The sequence below is a fragment of the Streptomyces caniferus genome, from assembly GCF_009811555.1.
GTDB lineage: Bacteria > Actinomycetota > Actinomycetes > Streptomycetales > Streptomycetaceae > Streptomyces > Streptomyces caniferus.
In genome coordinates, this window is record NZ_BLIN01000002.1 from 1021509 (window position 1) to 1038775 (window position 17267).

A 17267-nucleotide genomic window follows, 5' to 3' on the forward strand; every position below is an offset into this window, starting at 1 on the left:
GAACAGCGGTCCGGCGGACCGGAGTTCCTAAAGGACCAGGGAGAGCAGCAGGACGCACCCGATCCCGACGACCGAGATCAGCGTCTCCATCACCGACCAGGTCTTCAGCGTCTGGCCGACGTTCATCCCGAAGTACTCCTTGACCAGCCAGAATCCGGCGTCGTTGACGTGGCTGAAGAACAGCGACCCGCACCCGATGGCCAGCACCAGCAGCGCGGCATGGGTGGTGCTCATGTCCGCGGCGAGCGGGCCGACGAGCCCGGCGGCGGAGATGGTGGCCACCGTCGCGGAGCCGGTCGCGAGCCGGATGGCGACCGCGATCAGCCAGGCCAGCAGGAGCGCGGAGATGTTCCAGCCCTTGGAGACGTCCAGGATCATCTGGCCGACGCCGGCGTCCACCAGCGTCTGCTTGAAGCCGCCGCCCGCGCCGACGATCAGCACCACCCCGGCGATCGGGCCGAGCGACTTCTCCACGGTGACGGCGATCCGGCCGCGGGTGAACCCGGCCGCCCGGCCCAGCGTGAACATCGCGACCAGCACGGCGGTCAGCAGCGCGATCAGCGGGGAGCCGACGACGTCGAAGACCCTCTGGACGGTCTGCTCGGGGTCGTCGACGACGATGTCCACCAGCGCCTTGGCCAGCATCATCACCACCGGCAGCAGCACGGTGGCCACGGTGATCCCGAAGCCGGGCCGCTTCTCCAGGTCGTCGGAGGCGCGCTCGGGCACCATCTTCTCCGGCGGCTGGATGTCCACCCAGCGGGCCGCGTACCGGGAGAACACCGGACCGGCGATGATCGCGGTCGGGATGGCGACGACCACGCCGAGCGCGAGGGTGACGCCGAGGTTCGCCTTGACGGCGTCGATCGCGACCAGCGGGCCGGGGTGCGGGGGTATCAGCCCGTGCATGACGGACAGTCCGGCCAGTGCGGGGATGCCGATCCGCATCAGCGAGAAGTTGCCGCGCTTGGCGACCAGCAGCACCACGGGGATCAGCAGCACGATGCCGATCTCGAAGAAGATCGGCAGTCCCACGATCCCGGCGATCAGCACCATCGCCCAGGGCATCGCCTGCCGGCTCGACCTCGCCAGGATCGTGTCGACGATCTGGTCCGCGCCCCCCGAATCGGCGAGCAGCCGCCCGAGGACGGCGCCGAGCGCGATCAGCACGCCGGTGCCCGCGACCGTCGTGCCCAGCCCCGTCGAGAAGCTGGTGATGGCCTTGTCGAGAGGGGCACCGGCCACCGCGCCGAGCACCAGCGAACCGATGATCAGCGACAGAAAGGCATGCAGCTTGAACTTGGTGATGAGCAGGACGATGACGGCGATGCCGGCCAGGACGGCGATGCCCAGCTGTGCGTGACCGGCCGAGGTGATCGGCTCGGTCGCATCCGCTGCGAGCATCTCGACGCTGAGATGTGTCACGGCGATTCCCTTGGTTGGACGGAGGGGGAAGGGGGTGCTGCGGTACGGGTGGTGCGTGGAGGGGGTTGTCGGACCGGCGCGGCTATCGGGCCGGTGGGGCCGTCACGCCGGCGCGGTCATCGCGCGCAGTGCGGCCACCGCCCGGTCGGCGATCTGCTGCGGGCTGCCGGACACGTCCACGGCGACGCCGGTCTCGTCGCGCCCGAGGGGTTCGAGCGTGGCGAACTGGGAGTCCAGCAGCGCGGTCGGCATGAAGTGGCCCCGGCGCCCGGCCATCCGCTCCTCGATCAGCGCGCGCTCGCCGGTGAGGTGCAGGAAGACGACGCCGGGAGCGGCGGCGCGCAGCCGGTCGCGGTAGGCGCGCTTGAGCGCGGAGCAGCTGGCCACCCCGCCGTGTCCGGCCCGCTCGTGCGCCCAGGCGCCGAGGGCGTCCAGCCACGGGCCGCGGTCGGCATCGTCCAGCGGGATCCCGGCGGACATCTTGGCGATGTTGGCCGGCGGATGGAAGTCGTCACCCTCGGCGTACGGGACGCCCAGTCCGGCCGCCACCAGCGGGCCGATCGTGGTCTTGCCGGTGCCGGCCACGCCCATCACGACGATCACGTCGGGGATGCTCACCCGTGGTACCTCGCTGTCTTCATCGACCTCGTGCGGCCCCCACTGAAACCCATTAGGTACGACGTATTCAAGAGGCTGTGACGCAAACGTCATACTTAATTGGCCGGGGTGCAAGAACGTAGGCTTGCCCCATGGAAAACGAGGGGAAGGGACTGCACGCCCGTGTACTGGAGTCCCTCGGTCCCGCGATCACCGCGGGCGACTACCCCCCGGGCACGGTCCTGCGCACGGACGAGCTGGAGCAGCGCTTCGACGTCTCCCGCACGGTCATCCGCGAGGCGATCCGGGTACTGGAATCCATGCAGCTGGTCGCCTCCCGGCGCCGCGTCGGGGTGACCGTCCGCCCCACCGAGGAGTGGAACGTCTACGACCCCCGGGTGATCGGCTGGCGGCTGGCCGGCCGCGACCGTCCCCGGCAGCTGCGCTCGCTGACCGTGCTCCGCTCGGCGATCGAACCGGTCGCCGCGGGCCTCGCCGCCCGGCACGCCACCCCCCGCCAGTGCGCCGAACTCACCGAACAGGCCATGGGCATGGTCGCCACCTCACGCGGCCAGCAGCTCGACGCCTACCTCGTCCACGACACGGCATTCCACCGGGTCGTCCTGACCGCCTCCGGCAACGAGATGTTCGCCCGGCTCGGCGATGTGGTCGCCGCCGTCCTGACCGGCCGCACCCAGCACCATGTGATGTTCACCGACCCCGACCCGGCCGCGGTCACCCTCCACGTCCAGGTCGCCGAGGCGGTCCGCACCGGCGACGCGGCACGGGCGGAGTCCCTGACCCGCGAGATCACCGCGGGCGCGATGGCCGAACTGGACGTGCTGGCACCGTAGTCGGCGGCACGGGCCCGGGACCGCGAGGACACGGCGGCCCCGACGCCCCGGCTCAGAACAGCGGCTGCTGCCCCGGGATCGGCGGCTCCTCCGGATCGAACAGCTTCTCCGCGGGCGCCATCATCGGCGCGATCCGCCGCGACCCCGGACAGGAGATCAGCTCCAGCACCGTCCGCCGCCCCGGCGGGTCATGGCGGGCAAAGCGCCCGCCGACAACGGCGATCTCTCGGGTGCAGATGGGACAGGCGCGGCGGGGTGACGACATGACTCCAGTTTGACTCAACCGCGCCCGGCCGGTCACAGGCTCCCGTGTCCGCCCGCCCGGCGCCGCCCACGGCAGGCCCGCAGGGCCGGTCACCGCCCCCGCAACTCCCCCTCAGAACGCATCCGTCGGCACATAAGCCCCCCACACCTCTCGCAGCGCATCGCACACCTCGCCCACCGTCGCCCGCGCCCGCAGTGCCTCGCGCATCGGGTGGAGGACGTTGTCCGTGCCCTCGGCGGCCTTGCGCAGGTCACCGAGGGCGGCCGAGACCGCCCGGGCATTACGGCGTTCCCGGAGCACGGCCAGCCGCTCGATCTGCTGGGCCTCGATGGCCGGGTCGACCCGCAAGGGCTCGTACGGCTCCTCCTCGTCCAGCTGGAAGCGGTTGACGCCGACCACGACCCGCTCGCCGGCGTCCGTCTCCTGGGCGAGGCGGTAGGCGTTGCGCTCGATCTCACCCTTCTGGAAGCCGCGCTCGATGGCGGCCACCGCGCCGCCCATGTCCTCGACCCGCCGCATCAGCGCCACGGCCGCCTCCTCCACCTCGTCGGTCATCGACTCGACGGCGTAGGAACCGGCGAACGGATCGACGGTGGCGGTCACATCGGTCTCATGGGCGAGCACCTGCTGGGTGCGCAGCGCGAGCCGGGCCGACTTGTCGGTGGGCAGGGCGATCGCCTCGTCGAAGGAGTTGGTGTGCAGCGACTGGGTGCCGCCGAGGACGGCGGCGAGTCCCTGGAGGGTGACCCGGGCGAGGTTCACCTCCGGCTGCTGGGCGGTGAGCTGCACCCCCGCGGTCTGGGTGTGGAAGCGCAGCATCAGCGACTTGGGGTTCTTCGCACCGAACTCCTCCCGCATCACCCGGGCCCAGATCCGGCGCGCGGCACGGAACTTGGCGACCTCTTCGAGCAGCGTCGTACGGGCGACGAAGAAGAAGGAGAGCCGTGGCGCGAAGTCGTCGATGTCCATCCCGGAGGCGACGGCGGTCCGCACGTAGGCGATGCCGTCGGCGAGCGTGAAGGCGATCTCCTGCGCGGGCGAGGCGCCCGCCTCCGCCATGTGGTAGCCGGAGATGGAGATGGTGTTCCACCGCGGGATCTCGGCCCGGCAGTAGTGGAAGATGTCCGCGGTCAGCCGCAACGACGGCTGCGGCGGGAAGATATAGGTCCCCCGCGCGATGTACTCCTTGAGCACGTCGTTCTGCACGGTCCCGTTCAGCCGGTCCGCCGCCACCCCTTCCTCCTCCCCCACCAGTTGGTAGAGGAGCAGCAGCAGCGCGGCGGGCGCGTTGATCGTCATCGACGTCGACACCTTGTCCAGCGGGATGCCGCCGAACAGCACCCGCATGTCCTCGACGGAGTCGATGGCCACCCCGACCTTGCCGACCTCGCCCGAGGCGATCGGGGTGTCGGAGTCGTGGCCCATCTGCGTCGGCAGGTCGAAGGCGACCGACAGCCCGGTGGTGCCGTGGGCGATCAGCTGACGGTAACGGGCGTTGGACTCGCGCGCGGTGCCGAAGCCGGCGTACTGCCGCATCGTCCAGGGCCGTCCGGTGTACATCGACGGATACACCCCGCGGGTGAACGGGTAGCTGCCGGGCGCGCCGAGGCTGCGCTCCGGGTCCCAGCCCTCCAGCGCCTCCGGCCCGTACACCGGCTCGATGGGCAGCCCGCTCTCGTTGTACCGCTCCCTGCCCGACTCGTGCGCCATGGCTGTACGCCTCCCGCTGGGTGACCGGCATCGGGATACGCCGTGCTCACAGCATGCCCGCAGGTTCGCCGCCGCGCAGCGCTGGGAAGAGTCACCGAGGGCCGGTCGGGCCGCCGAGATCCGGGGGTTGCGCATGCAGCGGAGCAGTGGAAGACGTACGGCGCCCGCGGTGGCCGCGGTGCTGGTGGTGGCGGCGCTGGTGGTGGGCTGCCGTCCGGTGACGGTCACCGGAGCCGGTTCGCCGGACGGCAAGGACAGCCGCCACGCCCCCACGACCCCCGCTCCCCCGCCGCTCGGCCGTCACGCACCGCCCACCACGGCCCGGCACACCACCCCGCCGCGCCCCCACCGCACCGCCCACCACGCGCCACGGGTCCGACGGCCGCTCATGGCGGCCGGTGCGCGCGGTGCGCAGGTCCGCGAACTCCAGGCGCGGCTGGCCCAACTGGGTCTCTTCGACCGCTCCCCGACGGGCTACTACGCGGCCATGACCGCCGCCTCGGTCCGCGCCTTCCAGCAGCGGCAGGGCCTGCCCCGTACGGGCGCCGTGCAGCCCACGGCCTGGCGGGCGCTGCGGTCCCGCACCCGCCGGCCCGCGCACACCGAGCTCTACCCGCCCACCACGAGGCCGGTCGGCGCCCCCGATCCGCGCTGCATGACGGGCCGGGTGATCTGCATCAGCAAGCGGAGCAACACCCTCACCTGGCGGGTCGACGGCCGGATCGTCTCGGCGATGGACGTCCGCTTCGGGTCGCAGTACACCCCCACCCGCGAGGGGACCTTCACCCTCACCTTCAAGAGCCGCCACCACGTCTCGACGCTCTACCACACGGCCATGCCGTACGCGATGTTCTTCAGCGGCGGCCAGGCGGTCCACTACTCCGCGGACTTCGCGGCCCGCGGCTACCGCGGCGCCTCACACGGCTGCGTCAACGTCCGCGACAAGACCAAGATCGCCGCACTCTTCGACACGGTGAAGAAGGGGACCAAGGTGGTCGTCTTCCATTAGCCGCACCCACGTCAAGGCCCGACCCACATCTCTGACCGAAGCGAAAGTTGAGCAACCCCACCCCGAGCAACCACATCCGCGAGAGCGGCGCCGGCTGAGGCACAAAGAGGGGTGGCGCCGGCTGAGGCGCAAAAGAAGGGGCGCGGGCAGGGCCGGGGGAACGTGCCCCGCCCGCGCCGAGTGCGCTGAGCCGTAGGTACGGGGGGAACCCCGGCTCGTCGCGCAGCCGATGACCAGTCGGCTCACTCATTACTGCGCCACGGGTTCAAAAAACGTCACACCTTGCTGCCGGCGGTTCTGCTCGGCGTGGCACTTCCGGGGTCCGGGGCGGTTGCCGAGGGGCCGGGGGCCGGGGTGGACGTGCCGGAGCTCGGGGTGGCGCCGGGCGACTGGGAGGGGTGGCTTTCGTCGTCCTCGTCGCCGCCCGACCCGCCGGTGTCGCCGACGGTCCCGCCGATGAAGCCATCGTTGTCGCCGGAGCCGCCCGAGCCGCCGACGTTCTGGTAGCGCGCCAGGTAGGCACGGCAGAAGGCGTGCACCTTCTCCGGTCCGCCGGCCTTGCTCTCCAGGCGCCGCAGGGTGTCGCGGTCCATGGCACCCCGTTTGCCGGACTCGTAGTTCTGGCACAGGGCGAGCAGGAGGTTCTTCTTGCTGCCGCGGCCGGGGTCGGTCCTGCCGTCGCCGGGCTTGGTGTGGCCGCTTCCCGTGCCGCCGCTCGCGCCGGTGCCGGGGCTCGCGCCGGCGCCGCGGCTGCTGCCGGGCCTGGGGGTCCCGGAGGGAGGCGCGGTGTCCTTCCGGCCGGGGGTGGCGTCGGGGGTCTGCGCCGTGGTGCCGTCGGTCTGGGCGCCGGGCTCGCCGGTGCGGAAGGGACCGGGGGTCTCCTCGGCGGAGACGCTGGAGGCGGGTGCCGGGTCGCCGCCCCGGAAGGGGCCGGGCAGGACGCCGGTACCGGCCGCGACGGCGACGCCGCCGATGGCGCAGGCGGCGAGGGCCACGGCGAAGCCGCGCCGGAAGGGGCGGGCGATCCGGGTGCGGTCGGCGAGGTCCGCGGTGCGGGCGGTGCGCCCGGCGCCCGGGACCGTACCGCCGGCGGCACGGCGGCCGGCGCCGCCGCGGGCGGCCTGGCGGAATGCGGCGAGGGCCGCCTCTTCGCCGGGCAGCTCGACGGTTTCGGGTGCCCTGGCGGCGACCGCGGCGGCGGCCTCCAGGAGCTGTTCGAGTTCACGTGCGCCGTCACCGTGCCGGGCACTGACCGGCTCACCGCGCAGCAATTGCTCCGCGGTGTCCTTGTCGAGCCAGTTGTACCGGTCGTCGGCCATCACATGTCCTTCTGCGTTCGTGCGGCCGTTTCCGTCACACCTGGTACGTACGATTCCGCCACGCCGTCGCGGCGTCTTCTGCCCTGTACGGGCACTCCGTTCACCGTTCCGCCACCTCCGGGCGGGCCCTGTACGGGCCGGCCGGAGGGAGCTCCTCCACCGTGTCCGGCGCCGTCGTCGCCGCCGTCCCGGCTGCTGTCCTGGTATCCGTCCCGGCTGCCGTCCAGCTCGTCGCCGAGCAGCTCGGCGAGCCGCCGCAGTCCGCGGTGCGCGGCGGTGCGCACCGCCCCGGGCCGCTTGCCGAGCACCTGCGCGGCGTTCTTGGCATCGAGCCCGACCACCACCCGGAGCACCACGGCCTCGGCCTGGTCCTGCGGCAGCCGGGCTATCAGCCGCATGGTGCGCCCGGTGCCCAGGGCTTCGAGCGCCTCGCCCGCGGTGTCGGAGGCGCCGGGGGTGTCGGCGAGCTCGCTCTCGTCGCCGCCGATCGCCGGGCGCCGGCCGCGCATCCTGATGTGGTCCAGGGCGCGGTTGCGGGCGATGCGGGCCGCCCAGCCGCGGAAGCGGTCGGCGTCGCCGCTGAAGCGGGCGAGGTCGCGGGTGATCTGCAGCCAGGCCTCGGACGTGACGTCCTCCACGTCCGGTTCGCTCACCAAGGTCCGTACATATCCCAATAGCCGGGGGTGTACGGCGCGGTAGACGGTGCGGAACGCCGCCTCGTCACCGTCCTGTGCCGCTTGCACGGCCACCGTCAGCCGACGGTCGTCCGGCTGAATGTCGTCCCCTCGCACGGGTCCATCCTGTCGCACGCGGAATGTCCGCCGCCCGGTCCTTGCTGCATTACTGCTTCGCTCGACCGTGCCACCGGCCTTGCTTCCCCGTTCCCGGCGTCTTTCGAGCGGGCAGTGCCCGTACGGCACCGGAACCGGGTCGGCTACCGCGCGCGGCCCGCCGCGGCAGGCCGAAAACCGCCGGTAACCCGGATCTTCCCGCAGACCGTATCCCGTGTGGGCCCACGATCCGAACCCGGGAGGGCGGCGCCACCCGCTGGTGCGGAGCCTTCGGAAGGGGAGCGCCGAGCGGCCGGCGCTTGGGAGAAGTGGGCGCACGGATCCATCTGGAACTCCCGGGGAGGACGGCATTTCCCGGCCGCGGCCGGCGGCCCGAACACTGCGCCGACCGGCGCGGATCCGCACGTTACGGGCCTGTTCGGGCCCTCGTCCAGACCACTAGCCGTACGCCTGCCCGTACCCCGTGTGACGCTTTCGCGCCGTCTGGCGCTGTACCGGATAGAGGGCCGTCACACGCCCTCCGCGAACGACGGCCGGGGCCTCTCCTGTGGGGGGTGGCGGCCCCGGCCGTCCTCGTTCTCTCACTCGTTTCTTACCGGGCCCTCGCCCTCACACCCGGTTGGCCAGCGCCTTGAAGTCCGTCCAGGACAGCGCGGGCGTCCGCGGGTCCCAGGTCTTCTGCGCCAGTGCCGCCAGCGGCAGCCGGATTCCGGCCGCCACCTGCTGGACCGTCTGCGCCTGCGCCCGGTCGCACCAGATCGCGAAGCGCGCCCCGGGGATGCGGTCCGGGCCCGTCATGTTCGCGGGCACCGCCACCGGCCGGGTGCCGCGGATAACCCGCGGGGTCCAGCTCTGGTAGATCCGCTGACCGGTCGGATAGACGAACTGGTTGGGCTCGCCGAGCACGTAGTAGAGGTACTCGTCGTTGAAGTTCATGACGTTGCGGCCCTCGCGCAGGAATTCCGCGGGGTCCCGCTTGCCGGCCTCCTTGCCGGTCCAGTAGTCGACCATCCGGTTCTTGTCCGCGCTCACGACCCCGCCGGTGAAGAACCCGTCGTTCCAGGCCTCCACCCGGTTCTTGCCCTTGGCCTCCACCGTCTTCTGCCGGTCGTTGAGCCAGCCGGTCGTCAGGTCCTCGATGGTGCCGCGGGACCCGTACTTCTTCTGGGCGGCCCGGGCGAGCTGCGGGTACTTGGTGGCGGGGGAGGACGACATCAGCGCCTGGTACTCGTCGCCGCCCAGGTGCCAGTACGCCGGGGCGCCCTTGGGGTTGGTGAACAGCTCGCTCATTTCCTTCAGCAGCGAGTCGATCAGTGGGGCGGACTTGGGGTTGGAGATGTCGATCGCCCCGGGGATCACCCGGCCCTGGACGTTGCGCAACTGCAGGGCGGGATAGTGGTCCAGCACGGCGCCCAGGTGGCCCGGCGAGTCCAGCTCCGGGACGACGGAGATGTGCAGGGTGCGCGCGAGCGCGATGATCTGGCGGATCTGGGCCTTGCTGAGGTGGTCGGGGGAGACGATCTCGGGGTGGGTGTCGCTCTGGATGCGGAAGCCCTGGTCGTCGGAGAAGTGCAGCTGGAACTGGTTGAGCTTGAGGTCGGCGATCTCCCTCAGCCGGGCCTCGATCCAGTTCTGGCTGAACGGCTTGCGGGCGTTGTCCAGCGACATTCCGCGCTGCGGGCGGTCGGGCCGGTCGTCGATGGTGCCCTCGGGGAGTCCGCCGGCGGCGCGTACGGCCTGCTTGACGGTGCGGGTGCCGTAGAAGATTCCGGCGTCGGTGGGGGCCGTGAGGGTGAGCTTGGTGCCGGCGGCCTTGAGGGTGTAGGCCTGATCGGCGGAGCTCTCCACGGGGACGTTGTTGTCGCTGTTCTTGCCCGTCAGCTTCACCTCGATATCGCCGGGCCGTACGGGCTGGTCGCTGTAGACGATGCCCAGGCCGAGGTCGTTGGCCATCCGCTGGGCCTCGTCGGCGACATTGCTCTTCTCGCCGGCCGGCACCACCACCCGGGCCCCCTTGGAGGGGCGCCAGCCGCGCCCGTCGGCCCGGTGGAACTCGCTGACGGCGGGGATGACCTGCGGTGTTCCGGTCACCGGCGCCCAGCTGGGGGTGGCGGCGGACGAGGGGTTCATCTTGGCGCTGGTGCTTCCGGGCGGCTCGGTGTCGGCGGTGCCGGAGCAGGCGGCGAGCAGCAGGGCACCGGCGAGCGCCGCGGCCGGAAGGGCGGACCGGGCCGCCGGGCCCGTGCGCGTTCCCGGCGTCGCCAGGGGGCGCGGGGAGGCCGAGGGCCGCGGGGCGCGCGGCGGCCGCATCGGATTCGACATCGTGCAATCCTCACTTTTCGGGGCGAAGGCATTGCCAGGTGTGCGGAGCCGGTCGTCCACCGAACGCACGAAAGCTCTCTCATCCGGGTGAAATTCGCGCATCCTTCGGACACTGAACGACAAGCCTCGTTAGCGTGGCGGTTCCAGTCGTCACCCCCTTCACAGGGCCTCTCCGGAACCACCGGATACCACCGGGGTGGCGCGTCACACGCACCACCGTCACACCCGCCGCCGGTTCCTGCGAGTCCCGGCTTCGGTCCGCTCCCCCAGCTTCCTGCAGTCACCCGTCCCGCACCCGTCGAACCGATCCATTCGCATCCGTCCGAGGAGCCCACGCTGTCCGGTGACACCCCGGCCGCCCGGCCGACGACGCTGCGTCCTGTGCAGCCCCCGTGGTGCGGCATATCGTCACGGGCCGCCGGCTCCGGCCTGCCCCGCCCCCGCCGTGAGGACATCGGGCTGCTCCGCTTCAACGCCCTCACCCGGAACGACACCCTGGCGGCGCTCCTGAGCTGCTGCGGCAGCCGCCGCTGGGCCGAGCGGGTGGCCGCGCACCGCCCGTACCCGGACCCGGAGTCCCTGCTCGCCGCCTCCGACGAGGCCTGTTACGACCTGACCGCGGCCGAGCTGGACGAGGCGCTCGCCGAGGAGTCCCTCTCCCCGCAGCCGCTGGTCGGCGCCCGCGGGCCCGGCACCCTCGCCGCCCACACCGCGCTGCGCGCCGCCCACGCCGAGTACGAGCGGCGCTTCCGTCATGTCTTCGTCATCTGCCTGGACGGCTATCGCGACGACGAACTGCTCGACCAGGTGCTGTCCGCCCTCCGCACCCGGCTGGGCAACGAGCCGGACGAGGAGCGGGCGGTCGCCGCGGACGAGCTGCGCCGGCTGGCCCGCGGGCGGCTGCGGCGGCTGGTGGCCGCCGCACCGTAGGGCTATGCCGCCCCTGTCCAGGAACGTCCCGGTTATCGCCGGTGTGATAGCCCGTTGGGTGCCTGTTTGATCACACCTAAGGACCCCCGCGCGAGGAACCGACAGCTCGTCGATACGATGACGAGCGGCCGGTGGACCGTACCCGGCCGGGCCCGACCGACAGAGAAGCCGGCTGGCGCCCCAATCCCCGCTCCCGGAGGGTATTTCCGTGCCGGCTGGAACGCTGTACCGCGGCCGGGAAGGCATGTGGTCCTGGGTGGCTCATCGAGTCACCGGCGTCCTCATCTTCTTCTTCCTGTTCGTACACGTCCTCGACACCGCTCTCGTACGCGTCTCCCCCGAGGCGTACGACAACGTCGTTGCGACATACAAGACGCCGATCGTCAACGTGATGGAGTACGGCCTGGTGGCCGCCATCCTCTTCCACGCGCTCAACGGCCTGCGCGTCATCGCCGTGGACTTCTGGTCGAAGGGCCCGAAGTACCAGAAGCAGATGCTGTGGACCGTTGTCGGCGTCTGGGTCGTGCTGATGGCCGGTGCCTTCTACCCCGTGCTGCAGCACACCCTGCGCACGCTGTTCGGGAGCTGACGCGAGATGTCTGCTGAAACCACCTCCGCAGGTACCACCGCGGCGGGCGCGTCCGACGGCGTCTCGCTCTATGACGTGGACCACCCGGCTCCGGTCATCGAGGCGCCGCGCAAGCGCACGAAGAAGACCGGGCGTGCGTCCCGGGGCAACTTCGAGCTGCAGGCCTGGCTGTTCATGCGGCTGTCCGGCATCGTGCTGGTCGTCCTGGTCCTGGGCCACCTGCTGATCCAGCTGGTGCTGGACGGCGGCGTCTCCAAGATCGGCTTCGCGTTCGTGGCCGGCCGCTGGGCCTCGCCGTTCTGGCAGGTCTGGGACCTGCTGATGCTGTGGCTGGCCATGCTGCACGGCGCCAACGGCCTGCGTACGGTCATCAACGACTACGCGCAGCGGGACAACACCCGCTTCTGGCTGAAGATGCTGCTGTACACCGCGACGGTCTTCACCGTCCTTCTGGGCACGCTGGTGATCTTCACCTTCGACCCGAACATCTCCTGAAGCCGGGGCTGACTGGAACCATGAAGATCCACAAGTACGACACCGTCATCGTCGGCGCCGGTGGCGCGGGCATGCGTGCGGCCATCGAGTCGACCAAGCGCAGCCGCACCGCGGTCCTGACGAAGCTCTACCCGACCCGCTCCCACACCGGCGCCGCCCAGGGCGGCATGGCCGCCGCCCTCGCGAACGTCGAGGAGGACAACTGGGAGTGGCACACCTTCGACACGATCAAGGGTGGCGACTACCTGGTCGACCAGGACGCCGCCGAGATCCTCGCGAAGGAGGCCATCGACTCGGTCCTCGACCTCGAGAAGATGGGCCTGCCGTTCAACCGCACGCCGGACGGCACGATCGACCAGCGCCGGTTCGGCGGTCACTCCCGTAACCACGGTGAGGCCCCGGTCCGCCGGTCCTGCTACGCCTCGGACCGTACCGGCCACATGATCCTCCAGACGCTGTACCAGAACTGCGTCAAGGAGGGCGTGGAGTTCTTCAACGAGTTCTACGTGCTCGACCTGCTGCTCCAGGACGTCGACGGCGTCAAGAAGTCCGCGGGCGTCGTGGCGTACGAGCTGGCCACCGGCGAGATCCACGTCTTCCAGGCGAAGTCGATCATCTTCGCGTCCGGCGGCACCGGCAAGTTCTTCAAGGTGACCTCCAACGCGCACACCCTGACCGGTGACGGCCAGGCCGCGGCCTACCGCCGCGGGCTGCCGCTGGAGGACATGGAGTTCTTCCAGTTCCACCCGACGGGCATCTGGCGCATGGGCATCCTGCTGACGGAGGGCGCCCGTGGTGAGGGCGGCATCCTCCGCAACAAGGACGGCGAGCGCTTCATGGAGAAGTACGCGCCCGTCATGAAGGACCTCGCCTCGCGTGACGTCGTCTCGCGCTCCATCTACACGGAGATCCGCGAGGGCCGCGGCTGCGGTCCCGACGGCGACCACGTCTACCTGGACCTGACCCACCTGCCCCCGGAGCAGCTGGACGCCAAGCTCCCGGACATCACCGAGTTCGCGCGGACCTACCTCGGCATCGAGCCCTACACGGACCCGATCCCGATCCAGCCGACCGCGCACTACGCCATGGGCGGCATCCCGACCAACGTCGAGGGTGAGGTCCTTTCGGACAACACCACCGTCGTGCCGGGCCTGTACGCGGCCGGCGAGGTGGCCTGTGTCTCCGTGCACGGCGCCAACCGCCTGGGCACCAACTCGCTGCTGGACATCAACGTCTTCGGGCGCCGGGCCGGCATCGCGGCGGCGGAGTACTCGGCCACGGCCGACTTCGTCGAGCTGCCCGAGGACCCGGCGCGGCAGGTCATCGACCAGGTCGAGCGGCTGCGCGACTCCAAGGGCACCGAGCGGGTCACCGAGATCCGCAAGGAGCTGCAGGAGTGCATGGACGCCAATGTGATGGTGTTCCGCACCGAGCAGACGATCAAGACCGCGGTCGAGAAGATCGGCGAGCTGCGCGAGCGCTACCTGAACGTGTCCGTCCAGGACAAGGGCAAGCGGTTCAACACCGACCTGCTGGAGGCCATCGAGCTGGGCAACCTGCTCGACCTGGCCGAGGTCATGGCGGTCTCCGCGCTGGCCCGCAAGGAGTCCCGCGGCGGTCACTACCGCGAGGACTACCCCAACCGCGACGACGTCAACTTCATGCGGCACACCATGGCGTACCGCGAGGTGGGCGCAGACGGCGCAGAGTCGATCCGCCTCGACTACAAGCCGGTCGTGCAGACCCGCTACCAGCCGATGGAGCGTAAGTACTGATGAGCACCCCGACTCTCGACAAGCACTCCGCGGAACTGGACGCGGCCGAGGACGGCGCTTCGCACCTGATCACGGTCACCTTCCGGATCCGCCGGTTCAACCCGGAGATCTCGGAGGACGCCAGCTGGGAGGACTTCCAGCTGGAGATCGACCCCAAGGAGCGCGTCCTGGACGCCCTCCACAAGATCAAGTGGGAGCTGGACGGGTCGCTGACCTTCCGCCGCTCCTGCGCCCACGGCATCTGCGGCTCGGACGCCATGCGCATCAACGGCCGCAACCGCCTCGCCTGCAAGACGCTGATCAAGGACATCAACCCGGAGAAGCCGATCACCGTCGAGGCCATCAAGGGCCTCACGGTGCTGAAGGACCTTGTCGTCGACATGGAGCCCTTCTTCCAGGCGTACCGCGATGTGATGCCCTTCCTCATCACGACCGGCAACGAGCCGACCCGTGAGCGGCGCCAGTCCGCCGAGGACCGCGAGCGCTTCGACGACACCACCAAGTGCATCCTCTGCGCCGCGTGCACCTCCTCGTGCCCGGTGTTCTGGAACGACGGCCAGTACTTCGGCCCGGCGGCGATCGTCAACGCGCACCGCTTCATCTTCGACTCGCGCGACGAGGGCGGCGAGCAGCGCCTGGAGATCCTCAACGACAAGGACGGCGTCTGGCGCTGCCGGACGACCTTCAACTGCACGGACGCCTGCCCGCGCGGTATCGAGGTCACCAAGGCCATCCAGGAAGTCAAGCGGGCGCTGATCACCCGCCGCTTCTGAGACCCACGGCGATCCGGGTCCCGACCCGGCCGCCGAGCAGAGCCGGTACGTCCCGAAGGGCCTCGCCTCCGTATCCCCGGAGGCGGGGCCCTTCGGCCTGCTCGCCCGCCGTCTCACGCGCCGGGTAGACGAGCACCGGCGGCAGCGCGTCGTCCACCAGCGCCAGCGGGTGGTCACAGCAGAAGTACGAGGGGACGAAGACCAGTCCGCGCCCCTGCAGGTGCAGCTCCCGCCGCACCGGATAGTCGACCTCCAGCACCGGCGGCTGCCAGCGCATCGGCGCTCCGAACGTCCGCAGCATCGCCTCCACCCCGGACTGCCCCATGGCGTGCCTGCGCAACTCCCGGTCCGCGCCAACCCGTTGGGCGATCCGCGACCAGGCGGGCGCCACCGCCAGATGGTGGTACGTCCGCAGGCTGCGCGCGAGCTGCCGCAGCGCCGCCGGCTCGCCCTCGCCGATGCCGCGCGCCCACCCCGGCAGCGCCCGGTGCCCCGACAGCCGCGTCAGCTCGGTCCGCAGCCGCTGCCGCGGGGTGCTCATCACGGCCTCCAGACCGGACTCGACGCCGTACTGGGACGCGGCCGGCGTGAGGAAGTCCGGGAAGTAGCCGTACGGCGGGACCAGCGCGAACAGCGTCCGCAGCGGCCCCGGCCCGTGCAGCACGGAGTGCTGCCGCCAGGCCGCCAGCGCCGGATCGGTCCGGCTCTCCCGCAGGCTGTGCAGGCTCAGCACCGTCTCCCAGAGCGGGTCGGCCCCGTCGGCCACGCGCGTACGCGCCAGATCCTGTGCGGTGAAGTGCACTCGTAGCACATCGTCCCCCTGCTTCTGCTGCGCCACTCCCCTCGCGGCATGAACACGAGGATCTGTCCGACGGGTGGATGGTGGCAAGCGGAACCGGCCGGTAGCATCCGGCCCCCGCCCGGGGATTTCGCCCACCGCCTTCAGGCCGAGCGCAGCGCCCTGATCGCCAACGCCTCGTCCTGCGCCCGGCGCTCCCGCATGACCTGCGCATACGCCCCGAGCGCGGCGCGACGCCGGGTCAAGTCGGCCATCTCGGCTTCGAGTTGGGCCATCTGCCGTTCGACGATGCCGCTCGACAGCGCACACGGGGTCAGCCCCGGTCCGCCCTGGGCACAGGGCAGCAAGGCACGGATGTCGTCCGTATTGAGCCCGGTGGCGAGAAGCTCCCGGATCCGGCCGACGAGCTCGACGGCTTCCTCGTCGTCGTAGCGCCGGTAGCCGTTGGCGTCCCGATGGGCGCGGAGCAGCCCCCGCTGCTCGTAGTAGCGCAGGGCTCGCGTACTGACTCCGGTGCGCCGGGCCAGCTCGCCGATTCGCATGCGGTCCCCCTCCGTGGCGATTCATGGTGATGCGTGCTGTGGCGAATGTGTACGGCCGCGTACCGCCGCGTATGGCTGCTTACAACTGCGTACGGCTGTTTACGGCTTCGGGCTGTTGGCGATCTCGCCGTACCGGGATTCGCCGGGCCGCCGGCTTGACCTTCACACCGACGTCAAGGTGCAACCTCTCTCCCATGACCCAGATTCCCGCCGGGCGTCCCCCGGTTACCGCCCCCTTCCCGCCGCTCTCCACCACTGTCGCGGGCGCCCCCGCCGGCCCCGGTGTCCTGCTGGCCCACGGCGCGACCGGAAGCGTCCAGGGCAACTACGGCGGCCTCATCCCCGCGCTGTCGGCTTCCGGCCATCGCGTGGTGGCGCCCGACTACCCGGGGTCCGGTGACTCCCCGCGCGCCACCGGACCGCTGGAACTGGACGCCCTGGCCGACGCCGTGGTGGCCACGGCCACCGGGGCCGGTCTGGAGACCTTCACCGTGATCGGCTACTCGATGGGCACGGCCGTCGCCGTACGCGCCGCCGCCCGCCATCCCGAGCGGGTCCGCGGCCTCGTGCTGACCGCGGGTCTCGCCCGCGCCGACGCCCGTACGACGGTGTGGATGGACCTGTTCCTGCACCTCCTGGAGCGCGCGGACCATACGGGCTTCGCCCAGGCGCGGGCCCTCGCCGGCCTCGCCCCCGAGCGCTTCAACGCCCTGTCCCCCGCCGAACTGGCCGCCGCGCTGGACCCGGACCCGTCCCTCCCACCGAGCGGCTCCGCCGAACAGGCCGCGCTCGTCCGCACCGTGGACACCACGGCCGACCTGCCGGGCATCACGGTCCCGACCCTGGTCATCGCCACCACCCTGGACCCCCTGGTGCACCCTTCCCACTCCCGATACCTGGCGGACCACATCCCCGGCGCCGCGTACGCCGAGATCGCCACGGGGCATCTGCCCATGGTCGAACGCCCGGAGGAGTGGCAGGACCTGATCCAGGAGTTCCTCACGCGGCAGGGGTTGTGAGGGGGGACGGTGGGTTGTAGGGGGCGGGGGTGGTGGCAGGGGTGGTGGCGTGG

General features: G+C 71.2%; 17 protein-coding genes. 8 read left to right on the plus strand and 9 right to left on the minus strand.

Features of this window, described 5'->3' with window-relative positions:
• Positions 1-27: 27 nt before the first annotated feature.
• Together Scani_RS06355 and Scani_RS06360 are read right to left on the minus strand one after the other, a co-directional pair.
• Positions 28-1425: a GntT/GntP/DsdX family permease gene (locus Scani_RS06355; RefSeq protein WP_159470826.1), complete on the minus strand. Its 1398-nt coding sequence runs from the start codon at positions 1423-1425 to the stop codon at positions 28-30.
• 102 nt (positions 1426-1527) lie between these two features.
• The gene (locus Scani_RS06360) at positions 1528-2043 is read right to left on the minus strand and encodes a gluconokinase (protein WP_159470828.1); all 516 of its coding nucleotides are present in this window, start codon (positions 2041-2043) and stop codon (positions 1528-1530) included.
• Between the two features lie 131 nt (positions 2044-2174).
• On the opposite strand from Scani_RS06360, the gene Scani_RS06365 reads away from it, so the two are divergent.
• Positions 2175-2876, plus strand: coding sequence for a FadR/GntR family transcriptional regulator (locus Scani_RS06365; RefSeq protein WP_159470830.1), 702 nt, complete (start codon positions 2175-2177; stop codon positions 2874-2876).
• 52 nt (positions 2877-2928) lie between these two features.
• On the opposite strand, the gene Scani_RS06370 is transcribed toward Scani_RS06365, so the two are convergent.
• On the minus strand, positions 2929-3141 hold the full coding sequence (locus Scani_RS06370; protein WP_159470832.1) for a hypothetical protein: 213 nt from the start codon (positions 3139-3141) through the stop codon (positions 2929-2931).
• A gap of 111 nt (positions 3142-3252) precedes the next feature.
• A complete protein-coding gene (locus Scani_RS06375) occupies positions 3253-4851 on the minus strand; it encodes an acyl-CoA mutase large subunit family protein (RefSeq protein ID WP_159470834.1) in 1599 nt (532 codons plus the stop codon).
• A 133-nt stretch (positions 4852-4984) separates the two neighbouring features.
• Between Scani_RS06375 and Scani_RS06380 the strand changes: the two genes are divergently transcribed.
• Positions 4985-5860, plus strand: a complete 876-nt coding sequence (locus Scani_RS06380; RefSeq protein WP_159470836.1) for a L,D-transpeptidase family protein — start codon at positions 4985-4987, stop codon at positions 5858-5860.
• A 275-nt stretch (positions 5861-6135) separates the two neighbouring features.
• Here Scani_RS06380 and Scani_RS06385 read toward each other — a convergent pair whose 3' ends face one another.
• The 3 genes from Scani_RS06385 to Scani_RS06395 form a co-directional block, all read right to left on the minus strand.
• Positions 6136-7179 (minus strand): hypothetical protein, encoded by a 1044-nt coding sequence (locus tag Scani_RS06385; protein ID WP_159470838.1) that lies wholly within the window; start codon positions 7177-7179, stop codon positions 6136-6138.
• The gene (locus Scani_RS06390) at positions 7179-7970 is read right to left on the minus strand and encodes an RNA polymerase sigma factor (protein ID WP_246295511.1); all 792 of its coding nucleotides are present in this window, start codon (positions 7968-7970) and stop codon (positions 7179-7181) included. The genes Scani_RS06385 and Scani_RS06390 overlap by 1 nt, the downstream gene beginning before the upstream one ends.
• Before the next feature lie 609 nt (positions 7971-8579).
• The gene (locus tag Scani_RS06395; protein WP_159470840.1) at positions 8580-10292 is read right to left on the minus strand and encodes a beta-N-acetylhexosaminidase; all 1713 of its coding nucleotides are present in this window, start codon (positions 10290-10292) and stop codon (positions 8580-8582) included.
• 381 nt (positions 10293-10673) lie between these two features.
• Here Scani_RS06395 and Scani_RS06400 point away from each other — a divergent pair, with 381 nt between their 5' ends.
• The 5 genes from Scani_RS06400 (at position 10674) to Scani_RS06420 (ending at position 14854) form a co-directional block, all read left to right on the plus strand.
• A complete protein-coding gene (locus Scani_RS06400; protein WP_371872314.1) occupies positions 10674-11222 on the plus strand; it encodes a 2-oxo-4-hydroxy-4-carboxy-5-ureidoimidazoline decarboxylase in 549 nt (182 codons plus the stop codon).
• 208 nt (positions 11223-11430) lie between these two features.
• Entirely contained in the window at positions 11431-11811 is a 381-nt protein-coding gene (gene sdhC, locus Scani_RS06405) for a succinate dehydrogenase, cytochrome b556 subunit (protein ID WP_030066793.1), read from the plus strand.
• Between the two features lie 6 nt (positions 11812-11817).
• Positions 11818-12306 (plus strand): succinate dehydrogenase hydrophobic membrane anchor subunit, encoded by a 489-nt coding sequence (locus tag Scani_RS06410; protein ID WP_086720443.1) that lies wholly within the window; start codon positions 11818-11820, stop codon positions 12304-12306.
• A 20-nt stretch (positions 12307-12326) separates the two neighbouring features.
• A complete protein-coding gene (gene sdhA / locus Scani_RS06415; protein ID WP_159470842.1) occupies positions 12327-14081 on the plus strand; it encodes a succinate dehydrogenase flavoprotein subunit in 1755 nt (584 codons plus the stop codon).
• Positions 14081-14854, plus strand: a complete 774-nt coding sequence (locus tag Scani_RS06420; RefSeq protein ID WP_159470844.1) for a succinate dehydrogenase iron-sulfur subunit — start codon at positions 14081-14083, stop codon at positions 14852-14854. The genes sdhA and Scani_RS06420 overlap by 1 nt, the downstream gene beginning before the upstream one ends.
• Here the strand turns inward: Scani_RS06420 and Scani_RS06425 are convergent.
• Entirely contained in the window at positions 14838-15692 is an 855-nt protein-coding gene (locus Scani_RS06425) for a DUF5937 family protein (protein ID WP_246295513.1), read from the minus strand. The two genes, Scani_RS06420 and Scani_RS06425, sit on opposite strands and share 17 nt — an antisense overlap.
• A gap of 104 nt (positions 15693-15796) precedes the next feature.
• Positions 15797-16195, minus strand: coding sequence for a MerR family transcriptional regulator (locus tag Scani_RS06430; RefSeq protein WP_159470846.1), 399 nt, complete (start codon positions 16193-16195; stop codon positions 15797-15799).
• Between the two features lie 194 nt (positions 16196-16389).
• Here Scani_RS06430 and Scani_RS06435 point away from each other — a divergent pair, with 194 nt between their 5' ends.
• Positions 16390-17214, plus strand: a complete 825-nt coding sequence (locus tag Scani_RS06435; RefSeq protein WP_159470848.1) for an alpha/beta fold hydrolase — start codon at positions 16390-16392, stop codon at positions 17212-17214.
• Positions 17215-17267: the final 53 nt, after the last annotated feature.